The organism is Streptomyces sp. NPDC058579, from assembly GCF_042718575.1.
Lineage (GTDB): Bacteria > Actinomycetota > Actinomycetes > Streptomycetales > Streptomycetaceae > Streptomyces.
The window spans coordinates 44,845-66,888 of the sequence record NZ_JBHXPI010000016.1 but is presented as its reverse complement, the minus strand read 5'-3'; the positions used below and the strand labels follow the sequence as shown (position 1 = coordinate 66,888).

The 22,044-nt window shown below is 70.8% G+C and carries 20 protein-coding genes; 14 read left to right on the top strand and 6 right to left on the bottom strand.

Annotated features, from left to right (window positions below; genetic code table 11):
• Window positions 1-22: 22 nt before the first annotated feature.
• From ACFWRO_RS19965 to ACFWRO_RS19920, 10 genes are all read left to right on the top strand, one after another.
• On the top strand, window positions 23-952 hold the full coding sequence (locus ACFWRO_RS19965; RefSeq protein WP_384511964.1) for an ABC transporter permease: 930 nt from the start codon (window positions 23-25) through the stop codon (window positions 950-952).
• The gene (locus ACFWRO_RS19960) at window positions 945-1,889 is read left to right on the top strand and encodes an ABC transporter permease (protein WP_384511962.1); all 945 of its coding nucleotides are present in this window, start codon (window positions 945-947) and stop codon (window positions 1,887-1,889) included. The genes ACFWRO_RS19965 and ACFWRO_RS19960 overlap by 8 nt, the downstream gene beginning before the upstream one ends.
• A gap of 12 nt (window positions 1,890-1,901) precedes the next feature.
• Window positions 1,902-2,960: an ABC transporter ATP-binding protein gene (locus ACFWRO_RS19955; protein ID WP_384511960.1), complete on the top strand. Its 1,059-nt coding sequence runs from the start codon at window positions 1,902-1,904 to the stop codon at window positions 2,958-2,960.
• Window positions 2,953-4,101, top strand: a complete 1,149-nt coding sequence (locus ACFWRO_RS19950) for an ABC transporter ATP-binding protein (RefSeq protein WP_384511958.1) — start codon at window positions 2,953-2,955, stop codon at window positions 4,099-4,101. The genes ACFWRO_RS19955 and ACFWRO_RS19950 overlap by 8 nt, the downstream gene beginning before the upstream one ends.
• Window positions 4,102-4,250: 149 nt before the next feature.
• Window positions 4,251-5,876: an ABC transporter substrate-binding protein gene (locus ACFWRO_RS19945; RefSeq protein WP_384511956.1), complete on the top strand. Its 1,626-nt coding sequence runs from the start codon at window positions 4,251-4,253 to the stop codon at window positions 5,874-5,876.
• A gap of 82 nt (window positions 5,877-5,958) precedes the next feature.
• Entirely contained in the window at window positions 5,959-6,882 is a 924-nt protein-coding gene (locus ACFWRO_RS19940) for an ABC transporter permease (protein WP_384511954.1), read from the top strand.
• Window positions 6,875-7,873 carry an ABC transporter permease gene (locus ACFWRO_RS19935; RefSeq protein WP_384511952.1) on the top strand — a complete coding sequence of 333 codons (999 nt, stop codon included), beginning with the start codon at window positions 6,875-6,877 and terminating at the stop codon, window positions 7,871-7,873. Before ACFWRO_RS19940 ends, ACFWRO_RS19935 begins: the two co-directional genes overlap by 8 nt.
• Before the next feature lie 6 nt (window positions 7,874-7,879).
• Window positions 7,880-8,854, top strand: a complete 975-nt coding sequence (locus tag ACFWRO_RS19930) for an ABC transporter ATP-binding protein (protein ID WP_384511950.1) — start codon at window positions 7,880-7,882, stop codon at window positions 8,852-8,854.
• Window positions 8,847-9,965, top strand: coding sequence for an ABC transporter ATP-binding protein (locus ACFWRO_RS19925; RefSeq protein WP_384511948.1), 1,119 nt, complete (start codon window positions 8,847-8,849; stop codon window positions 9,963-9,965). The genes ACFWRO_RS19930 and ACFWRO_RS19925 overlap by 8 nt, the downstream gene beginning before the upstream one ends.
• A 212-nt stretch (window positions 9,966-10,177) precedes the next feature.
• The gene (locus tag ACFWRO_RS19920) at window positions 10,178-11,098 is read left to right on the top strand and encodes a hypothetical protein (RefSeq protein WP_384511946.1); all 921 of its coding nucleotides are present in this window, start codon (window positions 10,178-10,180) and stop codon (window positions 11,096-11,098) included.
• Window positions 11,099-11,102: 4 nt separating this feature from the next.
• Here ACFWRO_RS19920 and ACFWRO_RS19915 read toward each other — a convergent pair whose 3' ends face one another.
• On the bottom strand, window positions 11,103-13,250 hold the full coding sequence (locus ACFWRO_RS19915) for a prolyl oligopeptidase family serine peptidase (protein WP_384511944.1): 2,148 nt from the start codon (window positions 13,248-13,250) through the stop codon (window positions 11,103-11,105).
• 174 nt (window positions 13,251-13,424) lie between these two features.
• Here ACFWRO_RS19915 and ACFWRO_RS19910 point away from each other — a divergent pair, with 174 nt between their 5' ends.
• From ACFWRO_RS19910 to ACFWRO_RS19895, 4 genes are all read left to right on the top strand, one after another.
• Window positions 13,425-13,619, top strand: a complete 195-nt coding sequence (locus tag ACFWRO_RS19910; protein ID WP_137993529.1) for a hypothetical protein — start codon at window positions 13,425-13,427, stop codon at window positions 13,617-13,619.
• Between the two features lie 66 nt (window positions 13,620-13,685).
• On the top strand, window positions 13,686-14,612 hold the full coding sequence (mshB, locus tag ACFWRO_RS19905) for an N-acetyl-1-D-myo-inositol-2-amino-2-deoxy-alpha-D-glucopyranoside deacetylase (protein ID WP_384511942.1): 927 nt from the start codon (window positions 13,686-13,688) through the stop codon (window positions 14,610-14,612).
• Window positions 14,613-14,614: 2 nt separating this feature from the next.
• Window positions 14,615-14,953 (top strand): DUF6113 family protein, encoded by a 339-nt coding sequence (locus ACFWRO_RS19900; RefSeq protein WP_384512075.1) that lies wholly within the window; start codon window positions 14,615-14,617, stop codon window positions 14,951-14,953.
• A 913-nt stretch (window positions 14,954-15,866) separates the two neighbouring features.
• Complete coding sequence (locus ACFWRO_RS19895) at window positions 15,867-17,396, top strand: hypothetical protein (protein ID WP_384512073.1); 1,530 nt, start codon at window positions 15,867-15,869, stop codon at window positions 17,394-17,396.
• A 72-nt stretch (window positions 17,397-17,468) separates the two neighbouring features.
• Here ACFWRO_RS19895 and ACFWRO_RS19890 read toward each other — a convergent pair whose 3' ends face one another.
• The 5 genes from ACFWRO_RS19890 to ACFWRO_RS19870 form a co-directional block, all read right to left on the bottom strand.
• On the bottom strand, window positions 17,469-19,043 hold the full coding sequence (locus tag ACFWRO_RS19890; RefSeq protein WP_384511940.1) for an alkaline phosphatase D family protein: 1,575 nt from the start codon (window positions 19,041-19,043) through the stop codon (window positions 17,469-17,471).
• Entirely contained in the window at window positions 19,040-19,618 is a 579-nt protein-coding gene (locus ACFWRO_RS19885; protein WP_384511938.1) for a phosphoesterase, read from the bottom strand. Before ACFWRO_RS19885 ends, ACFWRO_RS19890 begins: the two co-directional genes overlap by 4 nt.
• 151 nt (window positions 19,619-19,769) lie before the next feature.
• Window positions 19,770-20,519 (bottom strand): class I SAM-dependent methyltransferase, encoded by a 750-nt coding sequence (locus tag ACFWRO_RS19880; protein ID WP_384511936.1) that lies wholly within the window; start codon window positions 20,517-20,519, stop codon window positions 19,770-19,772.
• Window positions 20,520-20,586: 67 nt separating this feature from the next.
• Window positions 20,587-21,516 carry a hypothetical protein gene (locus ACFWRO_RS19875; protein ID WP_384511934.1) on the bottom strand — a complete coding sequence of 310 codons (930 nt, stop codon included), beginning with the start codon at window positions 21,514-21,516 and terminating at the stop codon, window positions 20,587-20,589.
• Window positions 21,517-21,765: 249 nt separating this feature from the next.
• A complete protein-coding gene (locus tag ACFWRO_RS19870) occupies window positions 21,766-21,990 on the bottom strand; it encodes a hypothetical protein (RefSeq protein WP_384511932.1) in 225 nt (74 codons plus the stop codon).
• Window positions 21,991-22,044 lie beyond the last annotated feature (54 nt).

Below are 22,044 nucleotides of genomic sequence, written 5' to 3'. Positions count from 1 at the left end.
GGTATTCATATCGGAGGCAAACATGGGGCGTTATGTCGCGCGGCGACTGCTCCAGATGATCCCGGTCTTCATCGGGTCAACCTTGCTGGTCTTCTCCATGATGTACGCGCTGCCCGGCGATCCCGTGCGCGCGCTCGCCGGAGAGCAGACCGTCGACCCGACGCAGATCGCTGCGATGAAGAAGGACCTCGGGCTCGACCAGCCGCTCCTCGTGCAGTACGGGACTTACCTCGTCAACCTGCTCCAGGGCGACTTCGGCACGCAGATCGCCAGTGGGCAACCGGTCGCGGACATCATCGCGGACGCGTTCCCCATCACGATCCGACTCACCCTGTTCGCCTTCACCTTCACCGCGCTCGTCGGTATCTCCCTCGGTGTCTTCGCCGGTCTGAAGGCCGACACGCTCCGGGACCGCGGCCTGCTGGTCCTGACTCTGCTCCTGATCTCCGTCCCCTCGTTCGTCCTCGGCTTCCTGGCGCAGTACTTCTTCGCCCACCAGCTCGGCTGGGTCGACCCGAACGTGAGCGCCGTGGCGGACTGGAACGAACTGGTCCTGCCGGCCGTCGTGCTCGGTTCGCTGTCGCTGGCGTACGTCGCCCGCCTCACCCGGACCTCGATCGCCGAGAACCTGCGCTCCGACTACATGCGCACCGCGGTGGCCAAGGGCCTGCCGCGCCGCCGCATCATCGGCGTCCACCTGATGCGCAACTCGATGATCCCCGTCGTCACCTTCCTCGGCACCGACATCGGCGCCCTGATGGGCGGCGCGGTCGTCACCGAGGGCATCTTCAACGTCCAGGGCGTCGGCTACAACGTCTTCTCCGCGCTGAAGCACCGTGAAGGCGCCACCGTCGTGGGCATCGTGACCCTGATCGTGGTCGTCTATCTCGTCGCCAGCCTGCTCGTCGACCTGCTCTACGCGGTCCTGGACCCGAGGATCCGTTATGCCTGAGGCACTCAAGGAAGCTGTCGCCGGAGAGACTTCGGCGGACGTGTCCGCCGTCAAGCCGGTCGAGAAGCAGGAGAAGCCGCGCAGCCTCTGGTCGGACGCCTGGCACGACCTGCGCCGCAACCCGATCTTCCTGGTCTCCGCCGTCCTGATCGCCGTCCTGCTGACCATGGCCGTCTTCCCCGGCCTGTTCACCAGCGCCGACCCGCGCCACGCGGACCTCGCCAAGCACTACCTGCAGAAGCCCAATTGGGGCAGCTTCTTCGGCGAGGACTGGTTCGGTTACGACATCCAGGGCCGCTCGATCTACGCGCGTGTCATCTACGGTGCCCGCGCCTCGATCGCCGTCGCCGTCGTCGTCACCGTCCTCGTCACCGTCCTCGGCACGATCGTCGGCATGCTCGCCGGCTACTTCGGCGGCTGGGCGGACACGATCCTGTCCCGCATCACGGACATCTTCTTCGGTGTCCCCTTCATCCTCGGCGCGATGGTCGTCCTGACCTCGTTCGAGGAGCGCAAGCTCTGGGTCGTCATCCTCGCCCTGGCCTTCCTGGGCTGGACCCAGATCGCCCGAGTCGCCCGCGGCTCGGTGATCACCATCAAGCAGGCGGACTACGTGATGGCGGCCAAGGCGCTCGGCGCCTCCACCACGCGGATCCTGCTCCGGCACATCCTGCCGAACGCCATCGCCCCGGTCATCGTGGTCTCCACCATCGCGCTCGGCGGCTACATCTCGGCGGAGGCGACGCTCTCCTTCCTCGGTATCGGCCTCGCCGAGCCGACGGTCTCGTGGGGCGTCGACATCTCCTCGGGCCAGGAGCAGCTGCGTAACGCGGCGTTCGTCCTGATCATCCCGTCGGTCATGGTGTCGATCACCGTTCTGGCGTTCATCATGCTCGGCGATGCGGTTCGCAGCGCCCTCGACCCCAAGCTGCGCTAGGAGGGCGTACACGTGAGCCTCATCGACAAGACCGCGAACGTCCCCGCCCCGCGCGGCGGCGACGAGCACACCGGCCCGCTGCTCGAAGTCCGCGACCTGCACGTGGAGTTCCACACCCGCGACGGTGTGGCCAAGGCGGTCAACGGCGTCAACTACAGCGTCAACGCGGGCGAGACGCTCGCCGTGCTCGGCGAGTCCGGGTCCGGCAAGTCCGTCACCGCGCAGGCCATCATGGGCATCCTCGACATGCCGCCCGGCAAGATCCCCAAGGGTGAGATCCTCTTCCGCGGCGAGGACATGCTGAAGATGTCCGGCGAGGAGCGCCGGAAGATCCGCGGCCAGAAGATCGCGATGATCTTCCAGGACGCGCTCTCCTCCCTCAACCCGGTCCTCTCCGTCGGCTACCAGCTCGGCGAGATGTTCCGGGTGCACCACGGCCTCTCCAAGAAGGAGGCCAAGGCCAAGGCCATCGAGCTGATGGACAAGGTCAAGATCCCGGCCGCCGCGGCCCGGGTCAACGACTACCCCCACCAGTTCTCCGGCGGCATGCGCCAGCGCATCATGATCGCGATGGCGCTCGCCCTGGAGCCGGACCTGATCATCGCGGACGAGCCCACCACGGCGCTCGACGTGACCGTCCAGGCCCAGGTCATGGACCTGCTCGCGGAGCTCCAGCGCGAGTACAACATGGGTCTGATCCTGATCACCCACGACCTCGGCGTCGTCGCCGACGTCGCGGACAAGATCGCGGTCATGTACGCGGGCCGGATCGTCGAGACCGCGCCGGTCCACGAGCTGTACAAGCGCCCGGCCCACCCGTACACCCGAGGTCTGCTCGACTCGATCCCGCGCCTGGACCAGAAGGGCCAGGAGCTGTACGCGATCAAGGGCCTGCCGCCCAACCTGCTCCGCGTGCCCACCGGCTGCGCCTTCAACCCGCGCTGCCCCAAGGCCGACGACATCTGCCGCACGGAGATCCCGGCGCTCGCGCCGGTCTCCGAGCAGGACGGCACGGAGCTGCCCGGCCGCGGCAGCGCCTGCCACTTCTGGAAGGAGACGATCCATGGCTGAGCTCAGCAAGAAGGACGAGGCCGCGGACGCGACTCCGAACGTCACCGAGGTCCACGAGGTCGACGCGGCGAGCGAGGCGGCGGCCGTAGCCGCCATCGAGGCGCCCGTCGAGCGCGGTGAGCCGATCCTGCAGGTGCGCAACCTGGTCAAGCACTTCCCGCTGACCCAGGGCATCCTGTTCAAGAAGCAGGTCGGCGCGGTCAAGGCCGTGGACGGGATCTCCTTCGACCTCTACCAGGGCGAGACCCTCGGCATCGTCGGCGAGTCCGGCTGTGGCAAGTCCACGGTCGCCAAGCTCCTGATGACGCTGGAGCGGGCCACCGCCGGCGAGGTCTTCTACAAGGGCCAGGACATCACCAAGCTGTCCGGCCGCGCGCTGAAGGCCGTCCGCCGGAACATCCAGATGGTGTTCCAGGACCCGTACACCTCGCTGAACCCGCGCATGACGGTCGGCGACATCATCGGTGAGCCCTTCGACATCCACCCCGAGGTGGCCCCGAAGGGTGACCGTCGCCGCCGGGTGCAGGAGCTGCTCGATGTGGTCGGTCTGAACCCCGAGTACATCAACCGCTACCCGCACCAGTTCTCCGGCGGTCAGCGCCAGCGCATCGGCATCGCCCGCGGCCTCGCGCTCAACCCGGAGATCATCGTCTGCGACGAGCCGGTCTCGGCCCTGGACGTCTCCGTCCAGGCGCAGGTCATCAACCTGATGGAGAAGCTGCAGGACGAGTTCAACCTCTCCTACCTCTTCATCGCCCACGACCTGTCGATCGTCCGGCACATCTCGGACCGGGTCGGCGTGATGTACCTCGGCAAGATGGCCGAGATCGGTACGGACACGCAGATCTACGACCACCCGACGCACCCCTACACCCAGGCGCTGCTGTCGGCGGTCCCGGTCCCCGACCCGGACGCCCGTGAGGGTCGCGAGCGGATCATCCTCACCGGAGACGTCCCCTCGCCGGCCAACCCGCCGTCGGGCTGCCGTTTCCGCACCCGGTGCTGGAAGGTGCAGGACAAGTGCTCCACCGAGGTGCCGCTGCTCGCCATCCCCGAGCGCTTCCAGGGTGAGGACACCCCGGCCGCGCACGAGTCGGCGTGCCACTTCGCCGAGGAGAAGGACGTCGTCCACGCGGCGTAGTTCTCCCGCTGTGCATCGAGGGCGCCCCGGCCATGACGGCCGGGGCGCCTTCGTGCTTCTGTCCTTACGGGTGTCGTTAAGGTGCATACCGCCCGCACTCGGGTGATATTGGGGCTCTCGATACATACCAGGACCTCGGGAGGCACCTCATGCGCGGAGCCACGCACGCCAAGTGGGCCGCAGTGGCCGTAGCCGTCGCTCTCACGGCCACGGCCTGCGGCGGCGGGGGCGATGGCGGAGGTGGTGGCGCGGACGGTGTCGTGAGCTCCTCGTGGGGCGACCCGCAGAACCCGCTGGAGCCCGCGAACACCAACGAGGTGCAGGGCGGCAAGGTCCTCTCCATGATCTTCCGGGGGCTCAAGCAGTACGACCCGAAGACCGGCGCGGCCAACGACATGCTCGCCGAGAAGATCGAGACCACGGACTCCACGAACTTCACCGTCACCGTCAAGGACGGCTGGACCTTCTCCAACGGCGAGGCGGTCACCGCGAACTCCTTCGTGGACGCCTGGAACTACGGCGCCAGCCTGAAGAACAACCAGAAGAACGCCAGCTTCTTCGGCCAGATCGAGGGCTACGACCAGGTCCACCCCGAGAAGGGCGAGCCGACCGCCGAGACGATGTCCGGGCTCAAGATCGTCGACCCCCAGACCTTCACGGTCAAGCTCACCCAGAAGTTCTCCACCTGGCCCGACACCCTCGGCTACGCGGCCTTCGCCCCGCTCCCGAAGTCCTTCTTCGACGACCACGCGGCCTGGCTGAACCAGCCCGTCGGCAACGGCCCGTACACGGTCGACTCGTACGCCAAGGGCTCCCAGATGGAGCTGAAGCGCTGGGACGCCTACCCCGGTGACGACAAGGCGCAGAACGGTGGCGTGACCCTCAAGGTCTACACCGACAACAACACCGCCTACACCGACCTGACGGCCGGCAACCTCGACCTCGTCGACGACGTGCCCGCCTCGCAGCTCAAGAACGTCCAGGCGGACCTCGGCGACCGGTACATCAACGTGCCGGCCGGCATCATCCAGACCCTCGGCTTCCCCTTCTACGACCCGGCGTGGAACAAGCCCGGTCAGGAGAAGCTCCGCCAGGGCCTCTCCATGGCGATCAACCGCGAGCAGATCACCGACACCATCTTCCAGAAGACCCGCACCCCCGCCGTCGACTGGACCTCCCCGGTCCTCGGCGCGGAGGGCGGCTTCAAGGACATCTGCGGCGAGTTCTGCAAGTACGACGCCGCCGAGGCGAAGAAGCTGGTCGCCGAGGGCGGCGGCATCCCCGGCGGCACGATGAAGATCTCGTACAACGCCGACACCGGCTCCCACAAGGAGTGGGTGGACGCCGTCTGCAACTCCATCAACAACGCGCTCGGCAACAACCGGGCCTGCGTCGGCAACCCGATCGGCACCTTCGCGGACTTCCGCAGCCAGGTCTCCACGCAGAAGATGCCCGGCCCCTTCCGGGCCGGCTGGCAGATGGACTATCCCCTCATCCAGAACTTCCTGCAGCCGCTGTACTACACGAACGCCTCGTCCAACGACGGCAAGTACACCGACCCGGAGTTCGACAAGCTCGTCGACCAGGCCAACGCCGAGTCCGACATCGCCAAGGCCGTGGAGACCTTCCAGCAGGCCGAGGAGGTCCTCCGCGACGACATGGGCGCGATCCCGCTCTGGTACCAGAACGGCAGCGCCGGCTACTCCGACCGGGTCACCAACGTGACCCTCAACCCCTTCAGCGTTCCGGTCTACGACCAGATCAAGGTCAACTGACGCAGCGCGTCGGCGTACGGCCCGGCGCGGCGCTCTCCCGCGCGCCGGGCCGTACGCCTACCCCACACCCCCGGAGCCCCCCATGGGTCGTTATGTGATCCGGCGTCTGCTGCAGATGATCCCGGTCTTCATCGGCGCCACCCTGCTGATCTTCCTGATGGTGACCGTGATGGGCGACCCCATCGCGGGCCTCTGCGGCGACCGTGCCTGCGATCCCGCGACCGCCGCCCAGCTGGAGAAGGAGTTCGGCCTCGACAAGCCCGTCTGGCAGCAATACCTGACCTACATGGGCAACATCTTCACCGGCGACTTCGGTACGGCCTTCAACGGCCAGCCGGTGACCGAGCTGATGGCCAGCGCCTTCCCCGTCACCATCCGGCTCACCATCGTGGCGATCCTCTTCGAGATCGTCATCGGCATCAGCCTCGGCGTCCTGACCGGCCTCAAGCGCGGCCGCCCCGTCGACACCACCGTGCTGCTGCTGACCCTGGTCGTCATCTCGATCCCGACCTTCGTCACCGGCCTCCTGCTCCAGCTCCTCCTCGGCGTGAAGTGGGGCTGGATCAAGCCCGCGGTCTCCTCCGAGGCCACCTTCGGCGAGCTGATCGTCCCCGGCCTCGTCCTCGCCTCGGTCTCCCTCGCGTACGTCACCCGGCTCACCCGGACCTCGATCGCCGAGAACAAGCGCGCCGACTACGTCCGTACCGCCGTCGCCAAGGGCCTGCCGCGACACCGGGTCATCACCCGCCACCTGCTGCGCAACAGCCTCATCCCGGTGGTCACCTTCATCGGCGCCGACATCGGCGCGCTGATGGGCGGCGCGATCGTGACGGAGCGGATCTTCAACATCCACGGCGTCGGCTACCAGCTCTACCAGGGCATCGTCCGGCAGAACACCCAGACCGTCGTCGGCTTCGTGACCGTCCTCGTCATCGTCTTCCTGCTGGCCAACCTCCTGGTCGACCTCCTGTACGCCGTCCTTGACCCGAGGATCCGCTATGCCTGAGCAGCCGCTTGAGCCGCATGTGCCGTTCGACGACGGGCGCGCCATCGACCACACGGGGGCGGGCGCCGGCACGGACCTCGCCATGGAGGAGGGCGCCTCCCTGGAGAAGACCCCGGGCGGCCCCCTCGGCACGGGACCGGCCGGCAAGCCGCGCTCGCTCTGGTCCGACGCCTGGCACGACCTGCGCCGCAACCCGGTCTTCATCATCTCGGGCCTGATCATCCTCTTCCTCGTGATCATCTCCATCTGGCCGTCCCTGATCGCCAGCGGAGACCCCCTCCAGTGCGACCTGTCCAAGGCCCAGGAGGGCTCCCAGCCCGGCCACCCGTTCGGCTTCAACGGCCAGGGCTGCGACGTGTACACCCGTACGGTCTACGGCGCCCGCACCTCCGTCGCCGTCGGCGTCCTCGCCACCCTCGGCGTCGGGATCCTCGGCTCCCTCCTCGGCGGCCTGGCCGGCTTCTTCGGCGGCGGCTGGGACGCGGTCCTCTCCCGGATCACCGACGTCTTCTTCGCCATCCCCGTCGTCCTCGGCGGCCTGGTCCTGCTGTCGGTCGTCACCAGCGCCACGATCTGGCCCGTCATCGGCTTCATGATCCTGCTCGGCTGGCCGCAGATCTCCCGCATCGCCCGCGGCTCGGTCATCACCGCCAAGCAGAACGACTACGTGCAGGCGGCCCGGGCGCTCGGCGCCTCCAACTCCCGCATGCTGCTGCGCCACATCACGCCCAACGCCGTCGCCCCGGTCATCGTCGTCGCGACCATCGCCCTCGGTACGTACATCTCGCTCGAAGCGACCCTGTCGTACCTCGGCGTCGGCCTCAAGCCGCCCACCGTCTCCTGGGGCATCGACATCTCCTCGGCCTCGCAGTACATCCGCAACGCCCCGCACATGCTGCTCTGGCCGGCCGGTGCGCTCGCCATCACCGTGCTCGCGTTCATCATGCTCGGCGACGCGGTGCGCGACGCCCTCGACCCGAAGCTGAGGTAGGCGCCCATGCTGCTCGAAGTGCGCGATCTGCACGTGGAGTTCCACACCAGGGACGGCGTGGCCAAGGCGGTCAACGGGGTCAGCTACTCGGTCGACGCGGGCGAGACCCTCGCCGTCCTCGGCGAGTCCGGCTCCGGAAAGTCCGTCACCGCCCAGGCCATCATGGGCATCCTCGACATCCCGCCCGGGAAGATCAGCGGCGGCGAGATCCTCTTCCAGGGCCGCGACCTGCTGAAGCTCAAGGAGGACGAGCGGCGCAAGGTCCGGGGCGCGAAGATGGCGATGATCTTCCAGGACGCGCTGTCCTCCCTCAACCCCGTGATCAGCGTCGGCGACCAGCTCGGCGAGATGTTCCAGGTCCACCAGGGCCTGTCCCGCAAGGACTCCCGCGCCAAGGCGATCGAGCTGATGGACCGGGTCCGCATCCCCGCCGCCAAGGAGCGGGTCGGGCAGTACCCGCACCAGTTCTCCGGCGGCATGCGCCAGCGCATCATGATCGCGATGGCGCTCTCCCTCGAACCCGACCTGATCATCGCGGACGAGCCCACCACCGCCCTCGACGTGACCGTGCAGGCCCAGGTCATGGACCTCCTCGCCGAGCTCCAGCGCGAGCTCAACATGGGCCTCATCCTCATCACCCACGACCTCGGCGTCGTCGCCGACGTCGCCGACAAGATCGCCGTGATGTACGCGGGCCGGATCGTCGAGACCTCCCCCGTCCACGAGATCTACAAGTCACCCGCTCACCCCTACACCCGGGGCCTGCTCGACTCCATCCCGCGCCTGGACCAGAAGGGCCAGGAGCTGTACGCGATCAAGGGCCTGCCCCCGAACCTCCTCGCCATCCCGCCCGGCTGCGCCTTCAACCCGCGCTGCCCGCTGGCCAGGGACGTCTGCCGCACCGACGAACCGCCCTTGTACGACGTGTCGGAGGAACGCCGCAGCGCGTGCCACTTCTGGCAGGAGGCCCTCCGTGGCTGAGCCGATTCTCCAGGTCCGCGACCTGCACAAGCACTACCCGCTCACCCGGGGCATCGTCATCAAGAAGCAGGTCGGCGCGGTCAAGGCCGTCGACGGCGTCGACTTCGACCTGACGGCGGGGGAGACCCTCGGCATCGTCGGCGAGTCCGGCTGCGGCAAGTCGACCGTCGCGAAGATGCTCGTCAACCTGGAGCGCCCGACCTCCGGTTCGATCCGCTACAAGGGCGACGACATCACCAAGCTCTCGCCGAAGGCGCTCCGCGCGGTCCGCCGCAACATCCAGATGGTCTTCCAGGACCCGTACACCTCGCTCAACCCGCGCATGACGGTCGGCGACATCATCGGGGAGCCGTACGAGATCCACCCCGAGGTCGCCCCCAAGGGGGACCGGCGGCGGAAGGTCCAGGACCTGCTCGACGTCGTCGGCCTCAACCCGGAGTACATCAATCGCTATCCGCACCAGTTCTCCGGCGGTCAGCGGCAGCGCATCGGCATCGCCCGCGGCCTCGCGCTCCAGCCGGAGATCATCGTCGCCGACGAGCCGGTCTCGGCCCTCGACGTCTCCGTCCAGGCCCAGGTCGTGAACCTCCTGGAGAAGCTCCAGAACGAGTTCAGCCTCTCGTACGTCTTCATCGCCCACGACCTGTCGATCGTGCGGCACATCTCGGACCGGGTCGGCGTCATGTACCTCGGCCGGATCGTCGAGATCGGCACCGACAGCCAGATCTACGAGCACCCCACGCACCCCTACACCCAGGCGCTGCTGTCGGCGGTGCCGGTGCCCGACCCGGACGCGCGGGAGCACCGCGATCGCATCATCCTCAGCGGTGACGTGCCCTCGCCGGCCAACGTCCCCTCCGGGTGCCGCTTCCGCACCCGCTGCTGGAAGGCGCAGGAGCGCTGCACGCTCGAAGTCCCGGAGCTGGCGGTCCCGGCGGTCTTCCGGCTCACCGACTCCCCGGCCAAGCACGACTCGGCGTGCCACTTCGCGGAGGAGAAGCACGTGGTGCCGACGGAGGAGGAGCTGAGGAAGCCGGGTGAGCCGGGTGAGCCTGGGAAGCCGGAGGAGCCTGGGGAGCCGGGCGGGCAGCAGGAGGGCAATTCCGGATGAATCACCGTCAAATTCCTTAACACGCAGGCAACTCGGCCGACCCGGATCCGATATACGAACCCGCCAAGCTCGACAGCGTACGGCCGTGCGGGTGCCGTAGGCCGGCCGGTGCGCGCCATGTCGCCCCGGCCGGCCGACACCGCCCCTCCACTTGCCGCTCGAATATGCGGAACCGCTTGTTTCGACGCGTGGTAGCCGTGAGTATCGGCTCCGTGACAGTGACACGACCGGCACGTCTCACCGGCGCCGCGCTGTGCGGTGCGCTCGCGCTCGTCATCGTCGTCTGGCTCCTGCGGGACCTCGCGGCCTTCGGCTCACTCGCCGATCTCGGCCGGTATTGGGCCGGGGACCACACCTTCCTGCTCCGGAGCAGGTCCGCCACGTCGCTGCTCGACCCCCTCCTGCTCGTCGCCTACGTGGCCACCGCGCTCGCCGCGCTCCGTTCGTCGTCGGCCGGGCCCGCGCTCGCCGCCGCCGGGGCCCTCACGCTCGCGCTGCGGCTGCCCGGCCTGTGGGCCACCGGCGTCGACGCGCTCGTCACGACCCTCCTCACGCTCGTCCTCGCCTCCGGGCTCGTCGTCACCGCCGCCGTGGGCCGCGGCCCCGCCTCCGAGCCAACGGCCCGCCCCCGTACGGGCCCCGCCGTCGCCGCCGGGGTGCTGTGCGCGGTGGCCGCGGTCGCGTGGGTGGCCTGGGAGGTGCACTGGGCGCGGGCCCTGCCGGTCGAGGCGACCGTCGACCGGTTCACCGGCGGCCGCTCGCTCCTCCTGCCCTCGTTAGCGGTCCCGCCGGCCTGGCTGAGCGTGATGCTCGCCGCCCTCTTCCTGGCGGCCGCCGGCAGCGCCTTCGCCCGCGCCCCGCACGCCCGGCCCCTCGGCCTGCTCGCGGGGCTGCTCCTGGCGGGCGGCGGGCTCACCGGGGTCGCCACGGCGTTACGGACCGGGTGGGCCGCCCACCTCGCCGCTCTCGACGACACCGGCCGACTCGCCCTCGCCACCTCCGCGTACGGGCTGCTCGCCGGGGCCGCCGTGCTCGTCCTGCTCTCCGTGCGCGGCGCGCCCCACCCGGCACCCCGGCGCCCGGTGGCGGCCCTGCCACCGGCGCCGCCGCACCCCCGCCCGCCGGGCTGGTGAGGCCTCAGCGGTCCCGGTCCATGCCCAAGGAGCGCTTCAGGAACTCCACCTGAAGCAGCAACAGGTTCTCCGCCACCTGCTCCTGTGGGGTCATGTGGGTCACGCCCGTCAGCGGCAGCACCTCATGGGGGCGGCCCGCCGCGAGCAACGCCGAGGAGAGCCGCAGCGTATGGGCGACCACCACATTGTCGTCGGCCAGGCCGTGGATGATCATCATCGGCCGCGCGGGCTCCTCGGGTGCCACGAGCCCGTCGTCGGTGACGAGCGAGTTCGCCGCGTACACCTCCGGGTTGTCCTCGGGCGTGCCCAGGTACCGCTCGGTGTAGTGGGTGTCGTAGAGCCGGAAGTCCGCCACCGGAGCCCCCACCACCGCCGCGTGGAAGACGTCGGGCCTCCGCAGCGCCCCGAGCGCGGCGAGGTAGCCGCCGTACGACCAGCCCCGGATCGCCACTCGCTCCAGGTCGAGCGGGAAGTCCTTCGCCAGTGCGTGCAGCGCCTCGATCTGGTCGTCCAGGGTCGGCATCAGGTCGTTCTTGATCGCCTTCTCCCAGCCGGGCGACCGGCCCGGCGCACCCCGCCCGTCCGCCACGATTACCGCGAAGCCCTGGTCGGCGAACCACTGCGAGGTCAGGTGCGGGTTGTGCGCGGCGACCACCCGCTGGCCGTGCGGACCGCCGTACGGATCCATCAGTACGGGAAGCGGCCCGTCCCCTTCCGCGTACCCGGAGGGGAGCAGCACGGCGCACGGAATCCGCCGTGCGCCCCCCTCCATGAGCCGCACCCCCGCCGAAAGCACCGGCTTCTCCGCGTACGAGGCGATCACCGCCACCTGCGCGCCGTCCCGCAGCACCCGCGCCACGCTCCCGGGCGCGTCAGGCCGCGCCGAGACCAGCACCGTCACCCCGCCGCCGCGCACCGCCGAGTGGATCCCCACGCCCTCCGAGACCCGCTCCACGCCCCGCTCGTCGACCCGGTACACATGGATCTCCCCGGTCTCCGGCTCCGCCCGCTCCTCGCCCGCCGAGGCCGACAGCAGGACGCCGTCGTCCCCGATGTCCAGGACCGCGCGGACGTGGAGCGCCGCACTTGTCAGCGCCCGGTCCCCGACCGCGAGCACCCGGGCCCCGCCCTCGTCGGCGATCCGCACGAGCCGCCCGTCCGGCGCCCACGCCGGCGCTCCCGGCAGCAGCTCCAGCCACACCGGGTCCTCGTCCGCGTGCACGGTCCGCGTCCCCCCGGTCTCCGGGTCCACCGCCAGGTGCAGCTGCGTCCGCTGGTCACGGGCCTGGACGAGCAGCAGCGGAGCCCCGTCCGCCGACCAGTGCACGCGCGCCAGATACGGGTACCGCTCACGGTCCCACTCGACCTCGGTACGCTCCCCGGCCAGATCCACCACGTACAGCCGCACCTCCGCGTTCGGCGTCCCCGCCGCCGGGTACGGCACCACCTGCGGCTCCCGCTCCGGGTGCGCGGGATCGGCGATCCACCAGCGCCGTACGGACCGGTCATGGGCCCGCGCCACAAGCAGCCGGTCCGAGTCGGGCGACCACCAGAAGCCGCGCGAGCGGCCCATCTCCTCCGCCGCGACGAACTCCGCGAGCCCGTACGTGGTGTGCGCGTCCTCCGGCTCCGCGAGCGCCCGGTCGCCCTCCCCGTCCGCGCCCGTCACCCGCAGCGCGCCGCCCACCACATAGGCCACGTGGCGCCCGTCCGGCGACGGCCTGGGGTCGATCACGGGCCCTGGCGCCCGGAGTTCCCGCGCGGTCCCCGCCCGCAGCTCCGCCGCGAACAGCCGCCCCGAGAGTGCGAAAGCGGCCAACTCCACGGCCGCGTCCACCGCGTACGCCACGATCCCGCCCGAACCCTCACGGCTCCGCTCCCGGCGCGCCCGCTCCTCCGCCGACAACTCCTCGGCCGCGCCCGCGAGCAGGGCCTCCGGGTCCGCCGCGAGCCGCTCCCGCGGCTCGTCCGTCAGGTCGAGGACCCAGAGCGCGTGGGATCGGTCCGTCCCCGACGACGACCGTACGAACACCACGCGTTCACCGTCGGGGGAGACCGTGAACGTGCGCGGAACGCCCAGCGTGAAGCGCTGCGTCCGGGCGTACTGGCGGGGGAACGAGAGCGGATGCGACGGCAGTTGCGTGGAGGTCATGCGACCGAAACTAGCGCTGTGCGCCCCCTCTGTGCCTCCGTACACCATCAATGCGGTGCCACACATAGTTATGATCCGTAGCGCTAGGTGGGTAGGGGTCACCTGACATCTGGCACATGCTCGCCGACCTGACCGTCCGAATATCCGACCGATGAAGTGTGGAGGTGAACCGCCGTGGCACTCTCGATTTCGGCGGTGGTGCTGCTGGCGATCGTCGTCTTCCTGCTGATCCGGAAATCCGGGCTGAAGGCTGGACATGCGGCGGTCTGCGCGCTCCTGGGGTTCTACCTGGCGAGCTCGTCCATCGCCCCGTCCATCAGCACGCTCACCACGAACGTGGCGGGCATGATCGGCGGCCTCAAGTTCTGAGCCGCTTCTGAGCCTCGCGCTCGGGGGTGCCCGGCGGTCCCAGGCCCCGCCTCGTAGGGTGGGGCCATGACGGTTCTCCCAGCCCGTCGTCTGCTCCTGGTGCACGCGCACCCCGACGACGAGTCGATCAACAACGGCGCCACCATGGCCAGGTACGCGGCCGAGGGCGCCCAGGTCACGCTCGTGACCTGCACACTCGGCGAGGAGGGCGAGGTCATCCCGCCCGGGCTCGCCCATCTCGCGCCCGACCGGGAGGACCGGCTCGGGCCCTATCGCGTCGGCGAGCTCGCCGACGCGATGAAGGAGCTGGGCGTCACCGACCACCGCTTCCTCGGCGGCCCCGGCCGGTTCCGCGACTCCGGGATGATGGGCGTCGAGCAGAACCACCGCGCGAACGCCTTCTGGAACACGGACGTCGACACCGCCGCCGCGTATCTGGTCGAGATCGTCCGCGAGACCCGTCCGCAGGTCCTGGTCACCTACGACCCCGACGGCGGCTACGGCCACCCCGACCACATCCAGGCCCACCGCGTCGCCATGCGCGCCGCCGAGCTGGCCGAGGACCCCGCGTACCGCCCGGACCTGGGCCCGGCCCACACGATCGCGAAGATCTACTGGAACCGCGTCCCGCGCCCGCTGGCCGAGGCCGCCTTCGCCCGGCTGCGCGCCGAGGGCGCAGGCTTCCCCGGCGTCGCCGACATCGACGACGTGCCGGGAGTCGTCGACGAGGCTCTGATCAGCGCCGAGATCGAGGGCGAGGGTGCCGGTGAGCCGGTCTGGGCGGCCCGCAAGACCGCCGCGATGCGCGCCCACGCCACCCAAATCGCCGTCGAAGGCCCGTTCTTCGCGCTCTCGAACAATCTGGGGCAGCCCATCCTCACCACGGAGCACTACCAGTTGGTCAGGGGTACGCCGGGCGCGCCGGAGGGCGTGCGCGAGACCGACCTCTTCGCAGGCGTCGACACGGACTCCGAGCGGGACGGGGGCGCGTGAGCATGCGGATCGTCTGGTACGTCGTTCTGGTCGTCCTCGGCGCCCTCGTGGCCGTCGCGGGCTCCTTCGTCCAAAACGCCTGGTTCCCCGGCGGGTTGATCCTCGCCCTCCTCGCCACCACCGCCGTCTTCTACGGCGGGCTGCGGGCCACCGACACCCAGCTCGGCGTCGTGGCCCCCGGGGCGGGCTGGCTCGTCACCATCGTGCTGCTCAGCCTCGGACGCCCGGAAGGCGACGGGGTCTTCGGCGGCGGGGTCGCCGAAATGATCTTCCTGCTCGGCGGCATGGCGATCGCTGTGATCTGCGCCACGATGTCGCGGCTCGTCCGACCGGCCCCGTGAACAGCGTGACTTGAGCGAAGCTTCGGTGAAGGGGTGCCCGGACTTCGGCCGGATTGCCCCGACCTGGGTCCCCGGTCGTAGGGTGCCTGTCCGCCCCGCCCAGTATGGTGGTGCGCGCCGCCGAGCCGCCCGGGTACACGAGCACCAGCAAGAGAGCGGGCGGTGGAGCCAACCGGGAGATCCTGCTTTGAGTCGTGAAACTGGTCGAGACACCGATAGTTCGTCCTCCGGCGCCCAGGGGCGCGGTGGAGCCGCGTACCCGTCGGGTACACCGCCGTACGGATCCCGCCAGTATCCGTCGCTCCATCCCACGCAGGACGGACCCGACGAGACGGCCGGCGCCGCAGCCGCGCCGCCCGCTCCTCCGCAGCCGGAAGAGCCCAAGACCGAGACCACGCTGACGACGCGCATCCGGATCAACATTCCGGGTTCGCGGCCGATCCCGCCCGTGGTCGTCCGTAAGCCGGTCGGCGACAGCGGCTCGGACTCCGCGCCCGCCCCGGCCGCCGAAGCACCGGCCCCCGCGCCGGAGGCCCCTGCCGCCCCGGCGCCGGCTCCCGTGGAGCCGCCCAAGGCCGAGGACAAGCCGACCAGCGACTGGTTCGCCCCGCGCAAGTCGGCCGCCCCCGAGGCGCCTTCCGCCCCGGCCCCCTCGGCCCCGGCCGCTCCGGGCGCGAAGTCGGGCCTTGCGGGCCTGTCCCAGCCCTCCGCGCCCGGCTCCGGCCCCGGCGCGCCGCGTCCGGGCGCTTCCGGTCCGCGCCCCTCGGGCCCGGCCGGTGCGCCTCCCGCGGGCGTACGGCCCCCGGCCACGGGCGGTCCGACGCGCGGCGCCGGTTTCGCCGGTCCCGCGACGGGCGGCATCCCGAAGGTCGGCGGCGCGTCGATCTCGGCCACGCCCGCGTCCGGTACGCCGATGTTCCTCTCGACCCCGCCGCAGGACGAGGCCGCGTACGGCCCCGGCGGCGCCCCCTACGCGCAGGGCGGCCCGCAGGGCCCGGCCGGCCCGCAGGCCCCCACCGGCCCGACCACGGGCCCGGCGACGGGCAACACCACGCTCGGCACCGGCCCTATGGCCGGCGGCCCCATGGGCGGCGGACCTATGGGCAACGGCCCCATGGGTGGCGCGCCCATGTCCGGCCCCCCCGTCGCGGGCAACCCGCTGGCAGGCGTCGGCCCCATGGCCGGCAACCCGCTGGCGGTCGGTGACCCCTTCGGGGGAGCGCCGCGGATGTCCGACGACACGGCCGTCCTGACGCCCCAGAACGCCGGACCGGGGGCCCCCGGCCAGACGCAGCCGCCCGGCGGCTATGTCTCCGGGGACACGCTCAGCAGCGGCATCCCGGTCGTCCCCTCCGGCCCCGACCTGACGCCCCGCGCCCCGGAGCGCGGCTTCTCGACCCCCGAGTACGTCGGCGGCGCCCCGGCCGAGCCGCGCCCCGCGCCCTCGTCCCCGGCCCCCGCCGCCTCCCCGGCCCGCTCCTCCGCCCCGCCGAAGAAGGGCCGTTCCAAGCTGGTCCTCGTCGGCGTCGGCGTCTTCGGCCTGGCCGGTGTCGCCTACGGCGCCGGGCTGCTCCTCAACCACTCCGACGTCCCCAAGGGCACGACCGTCCTCGGTGTCGACATCGGCGGCGGTACGAAGGAGGAGGGGGTCAACAAGCTGGAGGCCGCCCTCGGCAAGCGGGCCCACGCCCCGCTCCAGCTCAGCGTCGGCGGCAAGACCGTCGCGCTCTCCCCGGACAAGGCCGGTCTCTCCCTGGACAGCCAGGAGACCGTCCGCGCGGCGGCGGGCAGCGACTACAACCCGGTCTCCGTGATCGGCTCCCTCTTCGGCGGCGAGCGCGTCGCCCAGCCGAAGCTCCCGGTCGACGAGGAGAAGCTGGCCGTCGCCCTGCGCGACGTGGCCGGCGTCTCCGGCTCGGCCGCCGAGGGGACGATCACGTTCGCCCCCAACAAGGTCACCGCCGTCGAGGGCAAGCCGGGCAAGGGCCTGGACGTCGCCCGTTCGATGCTCTTCGTCAAGGACGCGTTCCGCGCCCAGGTCGAGACGGGCAAGGCCAAGACCGTCGAGCTGCCGGTCGTCACCCGCCAGCCGTCGGTCACCAAGGCGGAGCTGGACCGGGCGATGAAGGAGTTCGCCGAGCCGGCGATGTCCGACTTCGTCCTGATCAAGGCGGGGGCGAAGGAGATCAAGTTCGGTCCCGGGCGCTCGCTCCCGCAGATCCTCTCCATGAAGGCCGTCGACGGCCGTCTGGTGGAGGTCTACGACAAGAAGGCGATCGACCGGCTCCTGGACGGTGTCTTCGACGGCATCATGATCACCAAGGGTGACGGCAAGAAGCACCAGGTCTCCGCCGACGACGTCGCGTTCGTCCTGCGCGACGCGCTGATGGGCAAGACGACGGCCGAGCGGACGAAGACGATCGACCTCAGCGGCCAGGGCTGAGCACCGCACCACAGCGCCCGTCCCACCGGTCCATGACCGGCGGGACGGGCGTTCTGCATGCTTCCCGATACGTCAGTCGCGCCGGTACTGCGCCGGCGAGTTCTTCGTCGCCGGGTCCTCGTACGAGCCCGCCTTCCCGCGGTCCACGTGGAAGGTGGTCAGCGTGGAGACGGGGGACTTCGCGTCGCGGCGGTCGTCGATGACCCGCATGTGGGCGCTGAAGCGCTCCGGGGTGACCTCGTAGACGTCGTAGCCGTAGCGGTTGCCCTCGAAGTACTTCAGGTGCGGGTTGCCCGCGCCCATGACCGGCCCGTTCGTGGCGTTCCAACTCGCCGAGTACGCGCCCGAGGTCACCGAGTGGGCCGTGAACTCCGTACCGATGACGGGCGACGAGACGTCGTCGTAGTCGGGCCGGATGTCGTCGACGAAAGCCGAGTGCCAGTCGCCGGTGATGACGACCAGGTCCTCCATGCCGGTGTTGTGCACATGGCCGAGGACCTCCTTGCGCTCGGTGCGGAAGCCGTCCCACTGGTCGGTGAACATGTACGAGCCGCCCGGCCGGCTCCGCAGCTGGCTGAGCATGATCGAGTTGGCCCAGACGTGCCAGGTGTCGGGAGCGCTGTCGATGTTCTTCTTCAGCCACCCCTTCTGCCCGGCGCCGAGGATGGTCCCGTCGGCGAGGTTCTGCGCGGAGCGGTACGAGCGCAGGTCGAGGACGGTCAGTTCGAGCAGGTTGCCCCAGCGGCGCACGCGGTGGATCTCGGGGTCCGGCAGCGCCGCGTGGGTCCCGGCGCCGCCGTCGCGGTGCGGCATGTTCTCGTACCAGGCCTGGTAGGCAGCCGCCCGGCGCTGCATGAACGGTGCGCCGCCGCCCGTACCGGAGTAGTCGTTGACGAGCTCGTGGTCGTCCCAGGTCAGGAACCACGGGTGGGCCGCGTGCGCCTCGCGCAGGGAGGCGTCGCCCTTGTAGAGCGCGTGCCGGCGGCGGTAGTCGGCGACCGTGAAGATCCCGGGGCCCTCGTGGTCGCGGACGTGGTCGGCGGGGACACCGCCGACCTGGCCGTGCTCGTAGATGTAGTCGCCGAGGTGGACGACGAAGTCGACCTTCTCGCGGGCGATGCCCCGGTGGGCCGCGTAGAAGCCGTCGTGGAACGCCTGGCAGTTGGCGGCGGCGAAGCGGACCGAGCGGACGTCGCCGACGGGCGCGGTCTTCGTACGGCCGATCCGGCTCCGCTTGCCGAGCGCCTTGAAGGCGTACCAGTAGTGGACGCCCGGACGGAGCCCGGAGACCGGTACGTGGACGCTGTGGCCGAGCGTCGCGGAGGCGGGCACGCAGCCGCGCGCGACTACGCGCCGCAGCTGGGGGTCGGCGGCGACGACCCACTCGACCTCGACGATCTCGCTCAGCTTCTGCTCGGCGGCCAGCGGCTCGGGGGCGAGCCGGGTCCACAGCACGACGCTGTGCGGCTGCGGGTCGCCCGAGGCGACGCCGAGCGTGAACGGCGCCGGGTCGTACTCGGCGCCGAGCGCCTCGGCGGCCTCCAGGGCCTGGGCGGGGGAGAGTCCGGCGGAGAGCGGCCAGGCGAGGTTCAGGGCCCCGGCGGCTCCGGCGGCCTTGAGCAGATCGCGGCGGTTGAGCCTGGTCACTTGCGTCCCCCCGTGGCGTGCAGCGTGAGCGATATGGCGTCGGCGTAACCGTCGTTGGACGTCCCGCCGCCGCTGCGGGTGAAGACGAGCAGCACGCGCGCGGTGCGCGCCGTGCGCGGCACGCGCGCGGTCGCGGTGCGCTCCAGGAGCGCGGTACGGGAGAGCCGCTCGCCGGCCGTCACGGGCCCGAGCACGGACAGGGCGACCGGAGTGCCCTGCGCGTTCCGGAACTCGACGGAGAGCCGCGCCCCGTCCTCCTGCGTCGCGTACCCGCCCAGCCACCCGGCGAGCGTGTAGCTCACCCGCCCGGCGTCGATGTGCCGCCACCCCGTGGCACCGTTCCGGGGCAGGGCGATGTCCTGGACGAGCGCGGTACGGGGGCTGTTGCCACCGGAGAAGAACCGCGTCCCCCGCTCGGCGGGACCGGGGTCGCCGGCCCCCGGGTAACCGTTCCCCAGGGTGTACGAGATGAGAGCGGGCGCCCCTTCGGGCACCACCCACCCGGTCACCTTGGTGACGGGATCCGCGGACCCGCCGGGGCCGCTCTCCGCGTCGCCGTTGACTACGAGATTCACTCGAGCCTCCTCGATCAAGCGCTGTTCGTTGTGCAAAGGGCGCGTGTATCGCAGCAGTCGGGAGTGAACTCTTGAAGGCCGATCGGGGAACGGCGACCGGGAGTTGTACAGACAACTCCCGAGTAGCGGGCTCTAGTCGGAGCTATCGGAGCTAGTCGGGGCGGACGGCCACCGCCACGGACGTCACGTACGGCTCGTCCAGCTCACCGGTGGGGAAGTGCCGGGCGAGGTGCTTCCGCTCCGCCGCGAGGAAAGCGGAGGCCTTGGGCTCACCGACCACGATGAAGGCCGAATGAGTGGCCAGCTTCGCGAGGTGGAAGTCGACGGAGACCCGGCGCGACCAGCGCAGCGTACGGGTCCTCCAGCGAAGCCCGGCCGGTGTCTCCACGTTGGAGATGTAGAAGCCGGGCCCCAGCCACTCCTCGATCCTGGCCGCCTGCTCCGCCACCCATGGCACGGACGGGTCCGGGTCGTTCCACCACAACGCGAGAGCGCCCCCGGGGCGCAACGCCCGCAGGGCGGACGGGACGGCCCGCTCGGGGTCGGTCCAGTGCCAGGACTGGGCGTACGAGACGAGGTCGACCGAGCCGTCGGCCAGCGGCAGCCGGTTGCCGTCCCCGCGCACGAGCGGGACCCCCGGCAGCTCGCGCCGGAACTGCGCCGCCATCCCGGCGCCCGGCTCCACGCCCACCACCCGGGCCCCGCGCTCACGCAGCTCCCGGGCGGCGATCCCGGTCCCGGTGCCCACATCGGCCACCCGGGCCCCGGCGAGCCGCTGCCCGCTGAACTCCTCCACGGTCTCGAAGACGGCCGCGGGGTACTGCGGCCGGTGCACGGCGTACGCGACTGCGGCCCGGTCGAAGGCCAGAGCCCGTTCGTGAGCGGGGATGTCGAACGTCATGCCCCGACTCTTCCGCAGGCCGCCACTCCGGAACAGGGCGCGTCCTCGGCCAAGATCGGACCGGCACTCACCACAGGTCCGAGGGATGCCCCCGGAGCGCGGCACGGACGAGGTCGGGTCCGACGGTGGTGGGCTGAGCAGACGCGGGGGAGGGCTGTCGGCAGCCCCCGCAGTGCTCCTCGTCGGCCAAGGGCCGGAACAGGTACGGCTGTACGTGGAGCCCGCTCTCGCACTCGCGGAGCCCGGCGACCCGGGGCGGCGCGGGCGGCGGCGGTACGGGTGGCACCTCCCGGAGGATGTACCGCAGCAGCCCACCGGGCCGGTGGATCGGACTGCCCCGGCCTGGCAGGCAGCGGGCGATGGAGTCCCGTACGGCCTCGGCCAGGTGCCCGGCCTCCAGCCAGCGGGCCGCGAGGCCCGCCAACTCGGGCAGCATGGCGCGCGGTACGCGCAGCCGGGGGTCGAGGGCGGGCAGCGAGTCGACGATCCGCCGAGCCTCGGGGACGGCGGGGTCCTCAGGGTCCTCGGGGACCCCGGGGACTTCAGGCGGCGGAGGGTTGGAGGTGTTCCCTACGGGTGTCAGATCTGGATGACGGCCGACGGCCCGACGGGTCGGCTCACCGGCGGCCGGACGGGTGTCCGTCGGTGGGGCCGGTGAGGTGTTGACCGGTGTGCCGGACCGCAGGGCGGCCGCCTCGCCGGGACTGAGCGGCACGTTGGAGACGAGCTGCCGGGTGGCCCACCGCCCGCCCGTGCCCTGCTCGCGCCACTCGTGGAGGTAGCCGGCGAGCTTCAACTGCCCCTTGGCGCGGTGGAAGCCGACCTTACGGATGCCCGCCCGTTCGGCGGTCTTCGAGAGCGGCTCGTTGACGCCGTCGGGAAGGGAGAGCTGCCAGCAGAGCAGCCGTACCGCATCGGAATTGAGCTCCGGATGGCGCAGGATCTCGTGGGAGATCTGACTGAAGCGACAAGACGGAGAGATAGCATGACGAAGCATTTCGGGTGCGCTCCTCGGCACTCGAAGTGAAGGCCCTCGGCGCTGGCTGCAACCAGCTCGGGGGCCGCTTTTGTGCTCACGGTACAGCAGGATGAGTGACCGTCTGGTCGCTTGCTGTGACGAAGCAGCGTGGGCAACGGCAGGGCGGGTAGCGCAGAATCGGTTCGACCGGTACTTCTCCCCGCCGGGGCGTGTAGGTCCTGACCTCGGACCAGGTCTGCCCACCGTCCCGCGAGACGCGCAGCCGCATCACCACTCGCCGCCGTACCGCTGCTGCTTGGCGCGCAGCCACGCCTGGATCTCCCGCGTCTCGCGGGGCGAGGCGGCACGGAGGTCGTCGGCGCGGATCGTGGCCACGAAGTGCACGAACCGCACACGCCGATGGACTCCGTCCACGCTGATGACCTTGCCCGGGCCGTACACGTCGGTTCCGGTGTGGGCGACGAAGGCGCCGGGACCGTGGGGGGTTTGCATTGCTCGCGAGCCCTTTCGCTCTGTGTGCTGTTCCGGTCACACAGTGGCGTGGAT